Below are 18,234 nucleotides of genomic sequence, written 5' to 3' on the forward strand. Positions count from 1 at the left end.
CCAGCAAGGAGAGCGTGACGCGGGGTGGAGCAGCCCGGTAGCTCGTCAGGCTCATAACCTGAAGGTCACAGGTTCAAATCCTGTCCCCGCAACCACCACGGAACGCGACACGCCGCCCCTCGGGGCGGCGTTGTCGTTCCTGGCCCAGTTCACCAGATCCTCGACTCTGGCAATCACTTCTGCCTCGGCAGAACCGTGGGCGCCGGGATGGATCGTCACGCTCTCGCAGGGCATTCAGCCCAGATCGTTACTTAGGGAACGGTGTCCGAGGTCAGATGTCGGCCCGCCATGCCTCGCCGGCGAGTGGCCGAGAGGGAAGGGTGTGCTTGTCGGTCAGCCTCGCCGCCAAGCCCTGTTGGAACAGCCTCGACCGGTCGCCCAGTGCATCAACATCGAGATGTCGAGCGGTCGGAGTTGGGAGGCGGAAGCGCACCAGGAATCATCGGTGATGAGTCTTCGGCATCAGGTTGCTAGGTGGTGCTTACTCGTCGCGCTGCAGCCCGGCCACGAAGGCCGCGACGTTGTCCCCCAGCTCGGCAGTGGCATAGCCGCCTTCCATCACCGTCACGATCGTCAGTCCGGTCGCCGCGAGCCGCGCGGCCAGCGCGGCGAAGTCGTCGCGGGCGAAGGTGAAGTACGAGATCGGGTCGCTCGCGTAGAGATCCGCGCCCAGCGACAGCACCAGCAGCCGCGTCCCGTGGCGCGTGATCGCGTCGAGGGCGCGCTCCAGCGCGGGTTGGTACGTCGCCCAGCCGGTACCGCGCGGCAGCGGCAGGTTGAGCGTCGCGCCGCGGCCCGCGCCCGTGCCGGTCTCGTCGGCATGGCCCCAGTAGAAGGGATAGTCGGTCGCCGGGTCGGCGTGGATCGAGACGAACAGCATCTCGCCGTCGGCGTAGAAGATGTCCTGCGTGCCGTTGCCATGGTGATAGTCGACGTCGAGGATCGCGACCGGGTCCAGCCCGCGGCGCCGCGCTTCGGCCGCCACGATCGCGGCGTTGTTGAGGTAGCAATAGCCGCCGAGATAGTCGCGCCCGGCGTGGTGACCGGGCGGGCGGCACAGCGCGAAGGCCCGCCGCGTCGCCCCCGCGGCGACCTCGTCGAGCGCGGTCAGCGCGGTCTGCGCCGACCAATAGGCCGCCTGCCACGTCCCCGCCGCGATCGGCGTGCCCGCGTCGTAGCTGTAGCGCCCGAGCCGCGCGTCGATCCGCGCCAGGTCGAGCGCGCGCCGCCCGACCACCGGCCAGGTATAGCCGATCGCGTCGCCCCGCCGCCCCGCCGCGACCCAGTCGGCGTGCGCGACCCGGAGGAAGGTCAGATAATCGGCGTCGTGCACCGTCGCGAGCGGTGCCATGCCGAAGTCGCGCGCGCACGTCGCCACGCCGAGCGCCGCCACGATCGACTCCGCGCGTGCGGGACACTCATTGTAGGCGACCCAGTCGCCGTTGTGCATCTCGCGCGCGGGGGCGTGCGCCAGCTGGCGCGGGTCGAACACGATCGTCACGCGAGGCTCCCGTCGACGCAGCCCTGCGCGAAGGCGTAGAGCCGCGCCATCTTGTGGTTGACCGAGTCGCGCCCGGCACTGCCCTGGTGGCCCGCGGCGAGGTCGGTGAGCAGCAGCGCGGGCGCGCGCGCGGTCGAGGCGGCGCGGACCGCGGCGACCAGCTTGGCCGGCTCCCAGTAACCGACGCGATCGTCCTTGAGCCCGGCGGTGGTGAACAGCGGCGGGTAGGGCGCCCGTCGCACGTTCTCATAGGGCGAGATGCCCAGCATGTAATCATAGTCGGCCGCGCTCGACAGCGGGTCGCCCCAGTCGGGGCGGAACAGCGGCACCAGCGGGTGGTCGGCGTCGCTCATCGTGTTGAGCATGTCGACGAAGGGCACGGTCGCGATCACCCCGGCCCAGAGCGTCGGCGCCAGGTTCATCGCACCGCCCACCAGCAGACCGCCCGCGGACAGGCCGTAGGACACGATCCGGTCGCGCGCCGCATGGCCGGTCACGGCGAGATGCTGCGCGCAGGCGACGAAGTCGGTGAAGCTGTTGCGCTTGCGGTGGCGCCGCCCGTCGAGGAACCAGCGCCGGCCCTTCTCCGCGCCGCCGCGCACGTGCGCGATCGCGTAGGTCCAGCCCTGCTCGACCAGGACGGTGGACGCGACGTCGAACAGCGCCTCGCTCGACACGCCGTAGGCGCCATAACCGTAGAGCAGCAGCGGGGCACGCCCGTCCGCGCGCGCGCCGCGGCGCGTCAGCAGCGTGATCGGCACGCGCTCGCCGTCGGGCGCGGTGGCGTAGAGCCGGCGCACGGTGAAGCGCGCGGGGTCGTAGCCGGCGAGCCGCTGCGTCGCGATCGTCGTCGCGCGCGCGCTCGCGAGGTCGACCGCGATCCAGCGCGGCGGCGCGGCGGGGGTCTCGATCGTGGCGCGGCAGGTCGCTGCGGCATAATCCTGCTCGCCCGGCACGGTCAGCGCGTAGGCGTCGCCGCCGAAGGCGACCTCGCGCGCGGCGCCGCCGGGGGCGAGCAGCATGAGCCGCGGCAACGTGTCGCGGCGCTCGACCCAGGCCAGCGCGCGACGGAATGGCACCAGCTGGAGGATCTGCGTGCCGGCGCGGTGCGGCACCAGCGTCCCGGTCTCGGCGAAGCTGCGGCGATCCAGCCGGGCGACGCGCCCGTCGATCGCCTGCTCGTCCTCGATCAGCGCGACCAGCGCGCCGTCCCACTCGTCGATCGCGTAGCGACGCCCGGGCGCGCGCGGGCGGACCAGCGCGGGGGCGCGCTCCTCCGCGTCGGCGGCGACGAGCCGCACCTCGCTCGTGTCCGGGCCCGAGAGCGTGATCGCGACGAACCCGTCCGCCGCGGTGCGCGCGATCGCCATGAAGATCGCGGGGTCGTGCTCCTCGTAGACCAGCACGCGCTCGCCGCCGGCCACGGGCGTGCGATACACCCGCGTCGGCCGGTTGCGCGCGTCGCGCCAGATCCAGAACAGCCACCGCGACGAGGGCGAGAACACCAGACCGCCATAGCCATAAGCGTCGGTGTCGACGACGACGCGGACCGCCCCGCCGGCGAGATCGCGCACGCACAGCCGGTGCCGGTCGTTGCCGCCGACGTCCTCCGCCCAGGCGTAGAGGCGCCCGTCCGGGCTGACCTGCTGCCCGGTGGTGCGGTAATAGGCCTGGCCGCGCGCGCGCTCGTTCTCGTCGAGCAGCAGCTCGACCGCCCCGGTGTCGGTGCGGCGGCGCGTGTAGCGCGGGTGCGCGCCCGCGCTCTCGTCGACGCTGTAGGTCCAGCCGCCGCGCGCCACGTCGGGCGCGCCGCCGCCCAGCGGCGCGCGCGCGTCGAGCGCGGCGAGGAAGCGGCGCTCCGCGGCGGCGACGCGGTCGAGCACGGCGCCGGCGTACGCGTTCTCGGCGAGAAGATGGTCGCGGATCGCGGCGGGCATCGTCGCGATGTCGCGCTGCCCCTGGGGCGGGACGTATTTGAGCCACGCATAGGGATCGTCGCGCGTCCGCCCGAGCTGGTGCCGCAGCAGCGGCACGCGCGGCGTGACCGGCGGCGTCGGCAGAGCGGCGCCCGCGCGCGCCGGACCTTCCGTCGCGACGAGCAACGCCGTCGCACCCGCGCCGACGAGGAAGCGCCGGCGCGCGCGATCGGTCAGGGGAGAGGGCATGACGGTCAAGGATCCTCGCGCGCTGCGTCGTCGCCGACGCTAGGGCCAGGCCGGCGCGTGCCGCAATGGCGCACGCGCGAATGGCCCGATCGCGACGGCGATCGGCCCTGTCCGCGCGGCCACGCCGCAAGAATCGGCGTCAACTACGATCTTCGACAGCATTGTTGAGAAGAATGGGGGCGGCGATGCGCACGATCGTTTCACAACTCGCGGGGGCGAGTATCCTGGCAGCGGCGGCGATGACGCTCGCGGGCGCCACCGCGGCGGCGCAGACCGCGCCCGCCGCGGCGAACACGGACGCCGACGCGAGCGGGGGCAGCGAGCGCGAGATCGTGGTCACCGCGACCAAGCGTGACGAGGCCGCGAGCGACGTCGCCGGCTCGGTCTCGGCGGTGACGCAGGAGAACCTGCAGCGGCTCAACGCGCAGAGCCTGTCGGACTATATCACGCGCGTGCCGGGCGTGGTCTTCAACGACTATCAGCCCGGCGTCTCCGAGGTGGTGATCCGCGGCGTCGCCTCGACCACCTACCACGAGGCCAATCAGGCGACGACGGGCTATTACATCAACCAGATCCCGCTGGTGGAGCCGGGCTTCCCGCTCGTCATCCCCGACATCGACGCGTTCGACGTCAAGCAGGTGGAGGTGCTGCGCGGGCCGCAGGGCACGCTGTTCGGCTCCTCCTCGCTGGGCGGCGCGGTCAATTACGTCGTCAACGAGGCCGATCCCACCCGGCTGGACGCCGGCGCCGAGGGGATCGTCTCCAGCACGCGGCGCGCGGGCGAGGCGAGCTACGCCGCCAAGGCGATGGTCAACGTGCCGCTGGTCGACGACAAATTGGCAGTGCGGCTGGTGGCGTTGCAGCGCTACGACGCGGGCTATCTCGACAATGTCGGCACCGGCGAGAAGGGCAGCAACGACCTGCGCGTGCGCGGGCTGCGCGGCTCGGTGGTGTGGCAGCCGGGCGCGACGACCAAGCTCGCCGCGCTCGCGATGTACCAGGAATATGACCTCGACGACCAGACCTACGTGCTGTTCGGCGACAATCCGAAGACGTTCGAGCGGAACACCAACGTGGACGAGTATCAGGACACCGAGATCCAGCTGTACAGCCTGCGACTCGACCAGGAGCTCGGCTTCGCCAACTTCACCGCGATCGGCAGCTACACGCAGAAGAAGGCCGATCTGGCCTTCGACGATTCGATCTTTCTCGGCATCGACGCGCGCACCGGCACGCCGCAGCTCTCCAGCTCGACCGGCAAGTCCACCACTTACTACGGCGAGATGCGGCTGGCCTCGAGCGGCACCGGACCGTTCACCTGGCTGATCGGCGCCAATTACACCAGGCTGCGGTCCGACTCGACCGACGGCGCGCGGCTCGACGGCATCGCCGATTATATCGATGCCAACCCCGGCGAGTTCGCCGATCAGCCGAGCAGCGTGATCGCGCCGGGTGACCTGCTGCGCCGCACCGTCAGCACCAACCGCGTGCGCGAGATCGCCGCCTTCGGCGAGCTGGCCTACACCTTCCTCGACCAGGTGACGCTGACGCTCGGCGGGCGCGTCTTCCAATATGAGTCGCGGCCGCGCTTGCAGTTCCTGCCCAACGCCGCGCTGATCGCGCCGTTCGACTATCAGCCCGGCTCGCAGAAACAGTCGGGCTTCGTCCCCAAGGTGTCGCTCGCCTACAAGCCGAGCGATCGCTTCACGCTCTACGGCCTCTATTCCGAGGGCTTCCGCATCGGCGGCGTCAACGTCTACAGCGCCGCCTCGGGCACGCCGCTGACGTTCGGCAGCGACAGCACGCAGAATTACGAGGTCGGCGCCAAGTTCGAGCTGGTGCCGGGCGCGATGTCGTTCGACATCGCCGCCTTCCACATCAAGTGGAACGACATCCAGTCGCGGCTGTTCACGCCCGTCACCTTCGACGCCTATACCGTCAACGGCGGCGGGGCCAAGATCGACGGCGTCGAGCTGTCGCTGGTCTTCCGCCCGACCGCCAATCTGACGTACAGCGCCAACGTCACCTACAACGACGCGCGGCTGTCCGGGCTGCTCCCCGACAGCAGCGCGCCGGGAGGCGGCTATGCCGCGGGCACGCAGCTGCCCGGCGCGTCGGACTGGATCATCGCCAACCAGCTCGACTGGGAGCTGCGGAGCTCGCCGCTGCGGCCACGCATCGGCATCGCGCACCGCTATCTGTCGGCGGCGCCGGTCGCCTTCGGCGCGACGCTGCAGAAGGGCGACTATAGCCTGATCGACCTCAACGCCGCGATCCGGCTCGGCGAAGGCATCGAGGCCGGCGTGTTCGCCAAGAACCTGTTCGACACCTACGGCATCCTCAACGCGCCCTTCTCCTTCGCGGGCAGCGTCACGCGGCCGCGCACGATCGGCGCCAACCTGCGCTTCGCGCTGCGGTGAGGGGCGGAGTGGCCGCCATCGCCGCGAGTCCGCGCTGCGGCCTTGTCCCGCCGCGGCGCGCGTGGCAGCCTCGCGACGATGGAGCAGCCAGCATCGTGACCGGGCCGGGCGGCCGCGCGGCACCGCCGGTGCGCGGGCTCACCGACGAATATGGCGCGGGCTTCGTCGATCCGATGCACGCGCACGACTGGATCCAGGTGCTGTACGCCTGCTCGGGCGTGATGTCGGTGGAGACGCCGTCGACCAGCTTCGTCGTGCCGCCGCAGCGCGCCTTGTGGCTGCCGGCAGGGCAGCGCCACGAGGTGTCCTGCCGCGGCCCGGTGTCGCTGCGCACGCTCTACGTCGACGCGGCGCTCTATCCCGATCCGCCGCCGTGTCGCGTGATCGAGGTGAGCGACTTCCTCAAGGCGCTGATCCTCAAGGTCGTGTCCTTCGGCGCCGAGTATGACGCGGACGGCCATGCCGGGCGCATCGTCGCGGTGCTGCTCGGCGAGATCGCCGCCATGCCGCTGGCGCCCTATGGCGCGGTGATGCCCGCCGACGCGCGCCTGCTGCGCGTCTGCCGCGCGATCCTGGCGCAGCCGGCGGACGACCGTGACGTCGACGACTGGGCGCGCGTCGCGGGGATGGGGCGGCGCACCTTCACGCGCGCGTTCAAGCGCGAGACCGGGATGGGGCTGGCGGTGTGGCGGCAGCAGGTGCGGCTGATGGAGGCGCTGTCGCTGTTGGCGGCGGGGCGCTCCGTCACGACGATCGCGTTCGACGTCGGCTATGACAGCCCCAGCGCCTTCACCGCGATGTTCCGCCGCGCCTATGGCGTACCGCCCAGCCTCTACGCGCTGCCGTGACTCGGCCCGCGCGCGCGCATGATCGGCCCGCGCGGATAGGGGCGGGAGGCAAGACGGTGTGCGAGAGCGGCGGGCGAGAACGGGACAGCGCGACTGGCCGCCAGCGCCCGCGCGAGGAGCAGGACGCATGACTCTCACCACCGAGGCGCTCGCCGCGCACGACGACGTCGACCCCGATATCCGCCGCTTCGTCGTCGCGCTCAACCACGGTTACGGCCAGTTCTCCGACTTCGCCGCGCTGCCGCTGCCCGAGCGCCGCGCCGCCGCCGAGGTGGTGCGCGCGCCGTGGCGCGCCGGCGGGCCGGTCATGGCCGAGACGCGCGACGGCACGCTCGCCGGCTGCCGCGCGCGCTTCCATTATCCCGGCACGAGCCGGACGCCGCGGCCGGCGCTGCTGTACGTGCATGGCGGCGGCTGGACGATGTTCAGCATCGACACGCACGACCGGCTGATGCGCGAATATGCCGCGCGCGCCGACGTGGTGGTGGTCGGGATCGACTACAGCCTGTCGCCCGAGGCGCGCTTCCCGGTCGCGCTCGACGAGGTGGTCGCCGCCTATCGTGAGCTGCGCGGCGCGGCGGCCGCGTACGGCATCGCCGCGGAGCGGATCGCGGTGGGCGGCGACTCCGCCGGCGGCAACCTCGCGGTGGCGATGAGCCTGCGGCTGCGCGAACTGGGCGAGCCGCTGCCCGCAGCGCTGCTGCTCAACTACGGCGCCTTCGATCCGGTACCGACGCCGAGCTACGCGCGCTACGACGGCCCCGCCTATATGCTGACGATCGCGGAGATGGACCAGTTCTGGCGCGACTATGCCGGGGAGCCCGCGACACTCGACGATCCCTTGGTGGTCCCCGTGCGCGCCGACCTGACCGGGCTGCCGCCCGCGTTCGTGACGATCCCCGAGTGCGACATCCTCGCCGACGCCAACCGCGCCATGGCGGAGCGGCTCCATGCCGCCGGGGTCGCGGTCGAGGCCTGCGTCTACCCCGGCGCGACGCACAGCTTCCTCGAGGCGGTGTCGGTCTCGCCGCTCGCCGACGCGGCGTTCGAGGACGCCGCGCGCTGGCTCGCGGCGGTGCTGGGGCACGCGCCGGCGTGAGCTTCGTCCCGCTCTCGCCGGCCGAGATCGGCGCGCTGATCCGCGATCACCCGCTCGCCTGGGTGGTGTCGGACGACCGCGACGCCACGCTGCTCCCGCTCATCGCCGAGTGCGACGCGGACGGCATACCGGTGGCGCTGGTCGGCCATTATCCCCGCCGCAACCCGCAGGTCGCCGCGTTCGAGCGCGACCCGCAGGCGCTCATCCTGTTCCGCGGTCCCGAGGGATATGTCTCGCCGCGGCTGGTGTCGAACCCGACCTGGGGCGCGACCTGGAACTATGCCGCGCTGCGGATCGTCGCCACGCTCGCCTTCGTGCCCGAGGAGACCGAGGACGCGCTGCGCCGCCTCGCCGCGCAGCTCGAGCCCGCCGGCGGGTGGCGACCCGAGCAGATGGGCGCGCGCTTCGACGAGCTCGCGCGCCACGTCGTCGCCTTCCGCGCGCGGATCGTCTCGTGCGAGCCGCAGTTCAAGCTGGGCCAGGACGAGCGCGCGGCGACCTTCGCCGAGATCGTCGCCGGGCACACCGACGCGGCGCTGGTCGCGGCCATGCGGAGGAACCGACCCGACGATGCGAGCTGACGGCACTCCTGCCCCATCGAACGCGATCACGCCCGCGTGCTGAGCGGCCCCTCGGCGCGGATCCTCGCCGGGCTGGTGCTCGGGCTGGTCGCGGGCGCGCTGCTCGCGGGCAGCGCGGCGGCGCCCGCGGTCGCCGGTGTTGCCAAGCCGGTCGGCCGCTTGTGGCTCGATTCACTCACGATGACGGTGGTGCCGCTGGTCTTCTCGCTGCTCGTCACCGGGGTGATGCGCGCCGCCGAGCAGGCCGCGGGCGGGCGGCTCGCGGCGCGCGCGCTCGGCTGGTTCGCGGTGCTGCTGCTCGCGGCGGCGCTGGTCGGCGCCGCGACCACCGCGCTGCTGCTCCAGCTCGCGCCGCTGCCCGCGGCCGCGGCAGCGCTGCCCGCCGCGGTGAGCGGGCCCGGTCCAGCGGTGCCCGCCGCGTCCGACTGGCTCGGCAGCATCGTGCCGACCAACCCCGTGCGCGCCGCGGCCGAGAGCGCGATGGTGCCGCTGGTCGTCTTCGCGCTGCTGTTCGGCCTCGCCGCCAACGGGATCGAGCCCGGCCCGCGCGCCGCACTCGCGCAGGTGTTCACCGGCGTGGCGCAGACGATGCTGCGGATCGTCGGCTGGGTGCTGTGGGTGGCGCCGCTCGGCGTCTTCGCGCTCGCGATCGCGGTCGGGCTGGTGCTCGGCGGGGGCGCGGCGGGGGTGCTGGCGCATTATGTCGCGGTGATCGTCGGCGCCGCGCTCGCCTCGATCGCGCTCGCCTACGCCGCGGCGGCGCTGCTCGGCCGGATCAGCCCGCTCGCCTTCGCGCGCGCCGCGCTGCCGGCGCAGGTCATCGCGGTGAGCACGCAGTCCTCGCTCGCCTCGCTGCCCGCGATGGTGGCGGCGGCGCCGGCGCTGCGGGTGCGCGACGAGGCCGCGGGCGTGGTGCTGCCGCTCGCGGTGTCGCTGTTCCGCGCCACGACCGCGGCCGCCAATGTCGCGGTCGCGACCTATCTCGCCGCGGTGCACGGCGTCGCGCTCGGTCCGGCGACGCTGGGGCTGGGCGCGGTGGTCGCGGCGGCGGTGAGCGTCGCCGCGGTCGGGTTGCCGGCGCAGGTGTCGTTCTTCGCGGTGATCGCGCCGGTCTGCCTCGCCATGGGCGTGCCCGCGACGCTGCTGCCGCTGCTGTTGGCGATCGAGACGGTGCCCGACATCTTCCGCACGCTCGGCAACGTCACCGCCGACCTGGCGGTGCTGCGCATCGTCGGCGTGCGCGACCTCGGCGCGAGATCGTCGCCCGAGACAATCGCCTGACATCCGAGGGGGCCATAAGGTGATAGCGACCCCAGCCACCTCACTAGCGGAGCGCCTAGAGCGACGCCGATAAGGGGGCGACCATCAGATGGATGAACGTCCGGAGATGGAGAGTGGTCGAGGTGGCGCTGTCAGAGCTAGTGCACCTGCGGCGCTCGCCGGGGTAGAGGAGCCGCATGCCCCGCCCGAGGCCAACGTTTATCGGTCCCGAGCGGGAAAGCTACCCTAAGCATCTTCAAGAGCTCACTCGCGTCACACTATCTTAAAGGGTCCCCGATAGCTGGGCGATTGATCCAGGATAAGGGCCTGGCGCTTGGTCGGGGGACATATGCCGAGGGTTCAGACCGGACTGCTGCGTCGTCTGGCACGCAGCCGACGCGGTAACGTGATGATCCTGTCGGCACTCAGCATCATGCTGCTGCTGGGCATGGGGGGCGGCGCTCTGGATCTCAGCCGGATCTACCTGGTAAAGACCCGGATGCAGCAGGGTTGCGACGCGGGGGTGCTCGCGTTCCGCAAGTCGATGCAGGGTACCAACGTCACGCCGACGACCTATTCGACCGCGCTCGCCTACTTCAACGCGAACTTCTCGCCGGGCCGCTACGGCTCCGAGAACACCCTTTTCCCCGCGCCGACCGTGGACGCCAACGTCGTGGTCCATGGAACGGCATCGACCTCTGTGCCGATGTCGCTGATGCGGATCTTCGGCTTCAGGCAGATCGCGCTGACCGCCAAGTGCGACGCGCAGCTCCAGCTGCCGAACACCGACGTCATGTTCGTGCTGGATACGACCGGGTCGATGACCTTATCGAATCCGGGCGACTCCACCAACCGCATCACCGGCCTGCGCAACGCGGTCCTCAACTTCTACAACACGCTGGAGCAGGCGAAGATCGCGGGCACGCAGGTACGCTACGGCTTCGTGCCTTATTCGAACACCGTCAACGTCGGCATGCTGTTGAAGCGCGATTGGATGGTGGACGACTGGACCTACCAGTCGCGTCAATTCGATCGTCAGGAAAAGGAGCAGACCGGCACGGAGAAAGCCGAAAGCGATAGCTACTCCGCTTGGTCGCCGTCCTCACCCACGATCTCGACGAGCTATGGCGACCCCGAAAATTGTGTGGCGCCTGCTAACAAAACGACGACGACGGGTGCGCGTGAAGACGCATGGAGCCCATCAGAAACTGCCGTCCCGCGCACTAAGGTTTACTATCGAACGTTCGGAGGCGACACCTACTCTGCAAGTTCGGACAGCAGCGGTCAGTGCATCATCACGAGAAACAACTATCCGACCACCAATCAGCAGCAGACGCGCACGATCAGCGCAAATCCGAAAGCGGGTCAACCGATCTACTCGACCAGGAATTTCTTCTGGTATCGTCCGACCAGCTACTCTGTCGCCGCCTTCAAGGGCACGGCCGCGAACGGCCTCATGGCGGGCGCATCCAACGTTGCCATGGCCAACGTCAATGCGCCGTCTGGTTCGAACACGACGGGAAGCGATCAGAAGGTCTCGTGGACGGCGTCGAACGCCTGCATCGAGGAACGCAAGACACTGCGCGCCAACGAGGCAGGCACGGCCTGGGACATGGACGTTGACACGGTGCCGACCCCTGGCAACCCGGATACGCAATGGCGGCCGGTGCTCCCGGCGCTGGTGTTCGCCAGGCAGGTCTCGAACCTTAACGCAAGTGCGCCAACCGGCTGGAACGCCGCGGCCGTCAACACGACCAGCGGCTATCCACAGCTCTCCGGCTCCGCCTACACCAACAACCGGGCCGCGTGCCCGAGTGTCGCCCGCAAGCTTCAAAGCAAGGAGGCCGGCCTCACGGCAGCGGCCGTGAAGACCTACCTCGATGCACTCGTCACGCGCGGGCAGACCTACCATGACATCGGCTTCCTCTGGGGTCTGCGTCTCATCTCCAAGGAAGGGCTGTTCAGCAGCGAGAACACGTCGGCGCCGGACGGCAGCTCGATCGCGCGCAACATCATCTTCATGACCGACGGCGATACCGAAACCCGCATCCAGGACTATGACGCCTACGGTCTGTCCGCTCTGGACCGTCGCCGGACCGATCAGGGCTCGCTGCCCACCAACGCCCAGCAGGACACGATCGTGGAGGACCGGCTGCAGCGCTACTGCTCGGTGGCGAAGAACCAGAAGGGCATCACCGTGTGGGTCATCGCCTTCGGCACGAATCTCACGCCCCTGCTGCGGGATTGCGCCTCGCAGGGACGCGCCTTCCAGGCGAACAACAGCCAGCAGCTCAACGAGACCTTCGCCGAGATCGCGGCCAAGATCGCGCAGCTGAGGCTCACGCGATGAGAGCGTCGACACTCGCACGGCTGCTGCGTTCGACGCGCGGTGCGACGATGATCGAGTTCGCCTTGGTCGCGCCGCTGCTGATCCTCATGCTCCTCGGCGGGCTCGAGGTCGCTCACACGATGTACGTGCGCTCGGCGCTGGTCGGAGCACTGCAGAAAGCTGCCCGCGACATCAGCCTCGAAGGGGCGAGCGCTGGGGCCCGTCAGGACGCGATCGCCGCCAGCGTCGCGGACGCGGTTCACCAGATCATCCCAGGCGCCAGCGTGACATTGGGCTCGAAGAGCTACCGTGATTACCGGAATGTGGCCGATCCAGCTGAGGAATATAACGACGCCAATCATAACGGCCGCTGCGACCATGGTGAAGCCTTCGTCGACAGCAACCGCAACGGCAAATGGGACCTCGATGGCTCGGTAAATGGCCGAGGAAACGCGCGGGATGTTGTCCTTCTCATAGCGACGGTCAGCTACACCCGACTCGGGTTGACCACCTTGCTTGCCGCTGCGCCGCGAACCGTACTCACGGCGAAAACGCTGATCCGAAATCAGCCGAACGATCAACAAGCCGATCCGCCGACGGGGACCTGCCCATGACGATTGCCGTCACGCTCGCGGGCAAGCTGAAGCGCGATAATCGCGGGATCGCGCTGCTCGAGTTCGGGCTGTGCCTGCCGCTGTTGCTCATCGTCACGCTGTGGACGTTCGAGTATGTTAATTATTGCATCGTCGTGCAGCAGATCAGCCAGCTCGCTCTGCAGGTCTCGGACAACGCAGCACGCATCGGCACGCAGAATTCTATTCAGACGCAGATCGACGAGAAGCAGATCAATGACCTGTTTCAAGGAGCCGGCCTGCAGAGCGGACCGCTGGCGCTTGCTCAGAACGGGCGCGTCATGCTGACCAGTCTCGAGGTCGATGCTGACCAGCCACACGGTCAATATCTGCATTGGCAGCGCTGCTACGGCGCCTTACACTATCAGTCGAGCTATGGCCGCCAAGGCGCCGGCAAGGGAAACAACGACGTCAACGGCATGGGGCCAGGGAATGCCCGTATCGTCGCGGCGCCGGGCTCACCCGCCATGTTCGTCGAGATCTTCTACCGCTACCAGCCCTTGATCTCCGCTCACTTCGCTCCAGCTGATACAATCCATGAGATTGCGGCGATGATGGTGCGCGACAACCGCGACACGTCTGATCCTGGCGTCAATCCCGTTGATGGCGTCCAAGCGTCGATGTGTTGACAAGAGAGACGTGTTCCCAGGCGCCATCGCGGCGACTGGTGAGGCTGAACTACAATGTCGATACTCGTCGACGCATGCTCCACGCCTACAGGCGTTCGGTGCGGCGAGCCGGTGAGGAGGTGCGCGCAGGGCTTGGCGCTCTTCGAACCCGAACGCTGAGTGCCGGGGCCCTCGCCGTCTCGGGTAACCGTCGATTAGGCGAATGGCAGAGCACTGGGAAGCTCGTTGAGCCTTCAGTTCGACGATGAACTAATGTCGCAAGGTGTCAGGCAGGAAGAAAGGCCTGGGCGACGAGCTCTGGATCTCCGCACAGGAGGGAAGGGGGCGTAAGCCCCTTGCTCCCTGGCGGGCGGCCTCGCGTGATGGCGTGCCTCGTCGTTCGTTCAGCCGGGCCGGCAACGGCGAGCGCGCGCACGCCGGTCAGATCAGGCTCGGGCCACGCTTCTGGCTTCTAGAAGCAGCGGCCGGGATGGCGATCACAAGATGGTCGCAGGGCTCACTTGCGCTAACGCTGGCGGAGGGTCACGGTCAGGCCGCCATCCGCCTTGATCGTCTTGGACGAACCCGCCTCGAGCGGAAAGGTCTCGTTGAACGACACCGTCCGAGACCCGCCGCGACAGTCGGTACTGTCAAGCTGGCGTTCCCATGTCACGCGGGCCGAGACAAGCGATGCGGGTCCATCGCGCATTGACAGGCTGATCGACAATAGCTGGCGATTGCTGTTGTCGTAGCCCCGTTCCGAGGCCGCACATTGAGCGGGCGGCGCATCGGACTGGCGGTGATCGAGCGAGGCGCCGTTTTGCGTCGACACCCGCATCGGTCCGGACCACAACAGTTGGTCGCCGCCGCGCACCTCGACGTCGAAAATTGCCGACCTGACCGGCTCGAGTGGGGAGGCGCTTCGCGAAGGATAGCCGTGAGACGGTGTGTACAATACAACCGGGGGTGGCGTCGTCACGCTGGCGGCTTGCGCCGCGACGATCCCTAACAGTGACGTCAACATCCGCTGTCCCCACAGATCTAAATATCACGGCGGCATCATGGAGCCCTGATGGATAAACAATCATTACCGTCGCCGTTCGCACGCAGGGCGCTCGGGAGCACTTGTAGCGCAGCCGACCTGCCCGCGCGGTTGATCCATTGTTAGAGGGCGATGCTCAAATAAGTGTGTGGTCGGATTAGCAAGCGGCCGGCACATCGATGATCAGACTTGTACTATCTTAAAAGATCACGCGTAGCCTCTATACGAAGCTCCGCAAAGTACGGCGTGCTCGTGCGCTTGTCGTCCTGTCCGGCCAGGAGACCAGCCATCCCCGTACTGTAGAGGCGATTCGTTGCTGACAAGACCGGTTTGCCATCCACAAGGCCAGTCAGGGTCTCGCCTTCCATCCACAGCGTCAGCCGTACCCAGTTATTACCTCCGATCGCAGCCTTGGCATTATCGAGAAGCAACTCACCTCCTTCACCCTCGGACTTGCCCGCAGCAATGAGCCTTCGTTGTTCTGCGTCACCGACCAGCTCTTTAGGATCTTTCTTGCCACGAATGGCTACCAGTCGACACTCGCCTGTATGATGAAGTTCGAGGTAATATCCCCTGGGGATTGAGCCATAGCCGGTGCCCACGTGGTTGATCCGGCCCATGACGCCGGCCGTGTCGCCGGGTTGAAGCCAAACGTCGGCACTGACTTCGTAATCTGACCAGTTGCTGTCACCGATGATTGTGTATGGCTGCCATTCGGGAGCCCAAGAGAGAGTGGGTCTGGGAACCACCTGCCGCAGGCATGTTCCCGGCTTCCCGTCCGGTCGCTTCGAGAGCTCGAAGGCGCCTAAGATGTCCGCCGTGAAGCGAGGAAGATATCCGCTCTCCGCCGGGTCCCTATACGAGCTGAAATCGTCGGAGTAGGGGAAAGGAAAGGGCTTTGAAGGAGGAATGTCGTCAAACTCCCCTCGACGCTGCCCCCTTGTTGTTGACAAAGTATAGATGGTGCCCGGCTCCAGTGTGAGCGTTGCACGCCCATCTTTTACAGTGAGGTCTGACTGTCGAACGAACTGCTCGGTGGCGTCACTCCTCCAAACGGACAAAGGGACGGTTGACAGGCCGCCAGCGATTTCGAGTCGGAATACCTGACGGGCCTTGGCCTCGCGCGTCTCAAGAACGACGCTGAAGTCACCATCACCCGACGCTAAGGTAACGTAGGTCCCGCCCTTATTCAGCTTTCCGCTGCCGCCATCGAGATAAGTCCAGCCAATCTCCGAAAACTGCCCGTAGTGAGCGTATCCCCAAATTGCCTCCCGCACCTTGTAGTGGCCGCTCCACGGCTCCCAAGCAAGCACGGCGGGCGGGTTCTCCGAATATGGTTCAAGAGGGTAGACGCCGCCGATATCATACCAATTGACTATCTTTGTCACGCCGCTTTCTATGAAGTTTCTATTGAAGCAGTTCACTATGCTTATGGCGCAGTCGAAGCCCTTCTTGTAGACATGATCCTCAGTGTTCCAGATCGGCTTGCCCATCCGCCTTGCGGCCTCAACAATGGCCGGGGAGGCGGGTATCTCGCTGAATGTATGGGCGCTTATGACGTCGATCGCGTCGCGCAACTCCTTGTCTTTGAGCATCGCTGAAACGAAGTTCAGCTTGTCAGGACCCCAGTTATCGAAAGCATGCAACTTCACCTTGTCAAAGTGGCGTGAGTTAAGCGCCGCCTTCAACGCTTTAGCGAAGCTGATGCTGGAACCCTTCTCATTGCGGCAGCCAATCGCGTCCAGTTCGAGGCCGTGGACGGAGCGCAGTCCCTCAAGCCACTTGATATAATAGTCCACGGCATCCTGCGACCAGAAATCGGAGTTGTTTCGCTGGCGGGTAGGACTGCCGTTGCTCTCCCCCGCACCGATCCACCCTGGTGCACTCCATGCCGTTGCGTCGAGAGACAGCTTTGGATTACGCTTCTTGGCTTCCTTGAGAACCCACCAGGTGTATCCACGATTGTAGTCGAGGTCGTCGCGGGTATGCATGTGGCTCGGCATCGATCCCTGTGTTGAATTGCCGTCGCCTGGTATCTCGACCAGCAGCGCGCTCACCGACGCGCTGAACTTGGGCCGGTAAAGGAGATCCATGATCTGACTGCGCTGGCGCTCGGGATAATCCTTCAGCAATACCGACGTCGCCCCACCGCCATTGACGACACCGATTCCATCAAACCTCTTCCCGCCCGCTGAGCCGTTGAGCTTCGCTACGTTGAGCGGCGCGGCCGGTGCGGCGACAGCACCGCTGAACGGACCGATCAAATACGCCGCCAGCGCACCACCTCCTAGAAGATAACCTCGCCTTGAGAGGAGAGGGGGCGATAGATCGTGCGCAGGCGATTCAAGTTGTAGGCTGGCAGGGTCACCATGATCCATCGTCGTGCTCCATGAGCTTAGCTAGAGCCTGACTTTACAAATCAAGTCATGGCAAGAAGGGGATTGTTGCCGCTGATGGCTCGCACGTCCGGTCATCGAGGCGAGCGCGAGGGGCGTTTATGGCTTTAGCCGGATCATGGTCACGCCGTGGGGCGCCACCTGACTGGCGAACTGGCGAGAGCTAGAGCCGAGATTCCGGTGGGCCCACAGGTCGCGAACCTTCAGCTTCACAGATGCGGGCAAACCGAGTGCCGCCCACTCGGCCGTGATGCGCGCCGGCGTCTCGCCTCGATTCCACAACGTCACCGCGCGACCGCCGTCCGCGAGCGGCTTCGACCAGACCTCTAGGTCGCCGTCGCGCCGAACACGATGCCCTTGCACCCCGAGTGGATCCTGGTCGACCGCGATCACCTCGCGATTGAGGAGGATGTCGCGGGTGGCCTGCGACATGGCCGCCACGTCGTTGCCCGCGATGAGGGGGGAGGCCATCATAGCCCAGAGCGAGAAGTGCGACCTGTACTCCTCGTCCGTCAGTCCGCCGTTACCGACTTCAAGCATGTCCGGGTCGTTCCAATGCCCGGGGCCGGCGTAGGGCCACATCGGTTCGTTCATGTCGACGATCGAGGAGACGCCCCAGCTGTAGCTGTGCTTGCCCTTCCACTTGTCGGTTATGTCACCGGTGGTGCGCCACATATTGCCGATGTTGGCGGCCCAGAGCCAAGGCTTCGAGTTGCCCCACTCGCACATCGAGAACAGGATCGCGCGACCGCTGGCACGAAGCGCGTCCGACATGAGAGCATACGCCTCCTCGGCGTTCCGCACGCCGGTCGAGCACCAGTCGTATTTCAGATAGTCTACGCCCCAGCGCGCATATTGGAGCGCGTCCTGGTACTCGTGCCCCTGGCTGCCCGGACGACCTCCGCAGGTCTTCGTGCCAGCATCTGAATAGATGCCAAACTTCAGGCCTTTGCCATGAACGTAGTCGGCGAGCGCTTTCAGCCCGGAGGGAAATCGGTCCCGATCCTCGGTGATGAAGCCGTCGGCATCACGTGTGCCATGCCAGCAGTCGTCGATGACGACGTACTCGTACCCGGCGGCCTTCATGCCGTTCGTGGCGATCGCGTCCGCAGTCGCGCGGATCGTCTGCTCGTTCACCTTGCAGGCGAACTTGTTCCAGCTGTTCCATCCCATCGGCGGTGTCTGCGCGAGGCCGTTGGGCCGCCGCTTCGGGTCTTTCGACGGCGCCAAGGTGTTCGGGTCCTGATCGAGAACCTCCTGCCCCAGGGCGGGCGACGTGGCCTGCAGCAGCAGGATGGTCGCTGCGATGACAGATGAGATCTTTCTTGGCATCTAACCCTCCAGCAGCGTCAC

Annotated in this window: 13 protein-coding genes and 1 tRNA gene; 9 read left to right on the forward strand and 5 right to left on the reverse strand. The window is 67.5% G+C overall.

Annotation, left to right across the window (positions count from 1 at the left end; translation table 11 throughout):
• Positions 1-18: 18 nt before the first annotated feature.
• Positions 19-95 (forward strand) — tRNA-Met (locus FHY05_RS19850).
• A 386-nt stretch (positions 96-481) separates the two neighbouring features.
• Here the strand turns inward: FHY05_RS19850 and FHY05_RS19855 are convergent.
• Positions 482-1,501, reverse strand: coding sequence for a histone deacetylase family protein (locus FHY05_RS19855; protein WP_183946174.1), 1,020 nt, complete (start codon positions 1,499-1,501; stop codon positions 482-484).
• Positions 1,498-3,666, reverse strand: coding sequence for a prolyl oligopeptidase family serine peptidase (locus tag FHY05_RS19860; RefSeq protein WP_183946175.1), 2,169 nt, complete (start codon positions 3,664-3,666; stop codon positions 1,498-1,500). Before FHY05_RS19860 ends, FHY05_RS19855 begins: the two co-directional genes overlap by 4 nt.
• Before the next feature lie 185 nt (positions 3,667-3,851).
• Between FHY05_RS19860 and FHY05_RS19865 the strand changes: the two genes are divergently transcribed.
• From FHY05_RS19865 to FHY05_RS19900, 8 genes are all read left to right on the forward strand, one after another.
• The gene (locus FHY05_RS19865; protein WP_183946176.1) at positions 3,852-6,086 is read left to right on the forward strand and encodes a TonB-dependent receptor; all 2,235 of its coding nucleotides are present in this window, start codon (positions 3,852-3,854) and stop codon (positions 6,084-6,086) included.
• 95 nt (positions 6,087-6,181) lie between these two features.
• Positions 6,182-6,934 (forward strand): helix-turn-helix transcriptional regulator, encoded by a 753-nt coding sequence (locus tag FHY05_RS19870; protein WP_311732541.1) that lies wholly within the window; start codon positions 6,182-6,184, stop codon positions 6,932-6,934.
• A 127-nt stretch (positions 6,935-7,061) separates the two neighbouring features.
• Positions 7,062-8,033 (forward strand): alpha/beta hydrolase, encoded by a 972-nt coding sequence (locus tag FHY05_RS19875; protein WP_183946177.1) that lies wholly within the window; start codon positions 7,062-7,064, stop codon positions 8,031-8,033.
• Entirely contained in the window at positions 8,030-8,614 is a 585-nt protein-coding gene (locus tag FHY05_RS19880) for an FMN-binding negative transcriptional regulator (protein WP_183946178.1), read from the forward strand. The genes FHY05_RS19875 and FHY05_RS19880 overlap by 4 nt, the downstream gene beginning before the upstream one ends.
• Before the next feature lie 36 nt (positions 8,615-8,650).
• Positions 8,651-9,895 (forward strand): cation:dicarboxylate symporter family transporter, encoded by a 1,245-nt coding sequence (locus FHY05_RS19885; protein ID WP_311732542.1) that lies wholly within the window; start codon positions 8,651-8,653, stop codon positions 9,893-9,895.
• A 388-nt stretch (positions 9,896-10,283) separates the two neighbouring features.
• Positions 10,284-12,224 carry a vWA domain-containing protein gene (locus tag FHY05_RS19890; protein WP_260181743.1) on the forward strand — a complete coding sequence of 647 codons (1,941 nt, stop codon included), beginning with the start codon at positions 10,284-10,286 and terminating at the stop codon, positions 12,222-12,224.
• Positions 12,225-12,271: 47 nt separating this feature from the next.
• A complete protein-coding gene (locus tag FHY05_RS19895; RefSeq protein ID WP_183946180.1) occupies positions 12,272-12,817 on the forward strand; it encodes a TadE/TadG family type IV pilus assembly protein in 546 nt (181 codons plus the stop codon).
• A complete protein-coding gene (locus tag FHY05_RS19900; RefSeq protein ID WP_183946181.1) occupies positions 12,814-13,464 on the forward strand; it encodes a TadE/TadG family type IV pilus assembly protein in 651 nt (216 codons plus the stop codon). Before FHY05_RS19895 ends, FHY05_RS19900 begins: the two co-directional genes overlap by 4 nt.
• 505 nt (positions 13,465-13,969) lie before the next feature.
• On the opposite strand, the gene FHY05_RS19905 is transcribed toward FHY05_RS19900, so the two are convergent.
• From FHY05_RS19905 to FHY05_RS19915, 3 genes are all read right to left on the reverse strand, one after another.
• Positions 13,970-14,467, reverse strand: coding sequence for a hypothetical protein (locus tag FHY05_RS19905; RefSeq protein WP_183946182.1), 498 nt, complete (start codon positions 14,465-14,467; stop codon positions 13,970-13,972).
• A gap of 212 nt (positions 14,468-14,679) precedes the next feature.
• A complete protein-coding gene (locus FHY05_RS19910; RefSeq protein WP_183946183.1) occupies positions 14,680-16,863 on the reverse strand; it encodes a galactosylceramidase in 2,184 nt (727 codons plus the stop codon).
• Between the two features lie 117 nt (positions 16,864-16,980).
• Positions 16,981-18,213, reverse strand: coding sequence for an alpha-galactosidase (locus tag FHY05_RS19915; protein ID WP_183946184.1), 1,233 nt, complete (start codon positions 18,211-18,213; stop codon positions 16,981-16,983).
• Positions 18,214-18,234: the final 21 nt, after the last annotated feature.

The sequence above is a fragment of the Sphingomonas sp. BK580 genome (assembly GCF_014194975.1).
Taxonomy (GTDB): Bacteria; Pseudomonadota; Alphaproteobacteria; order Sphingomonadales; family Sphingomonadaceae; genus Sphingomonas.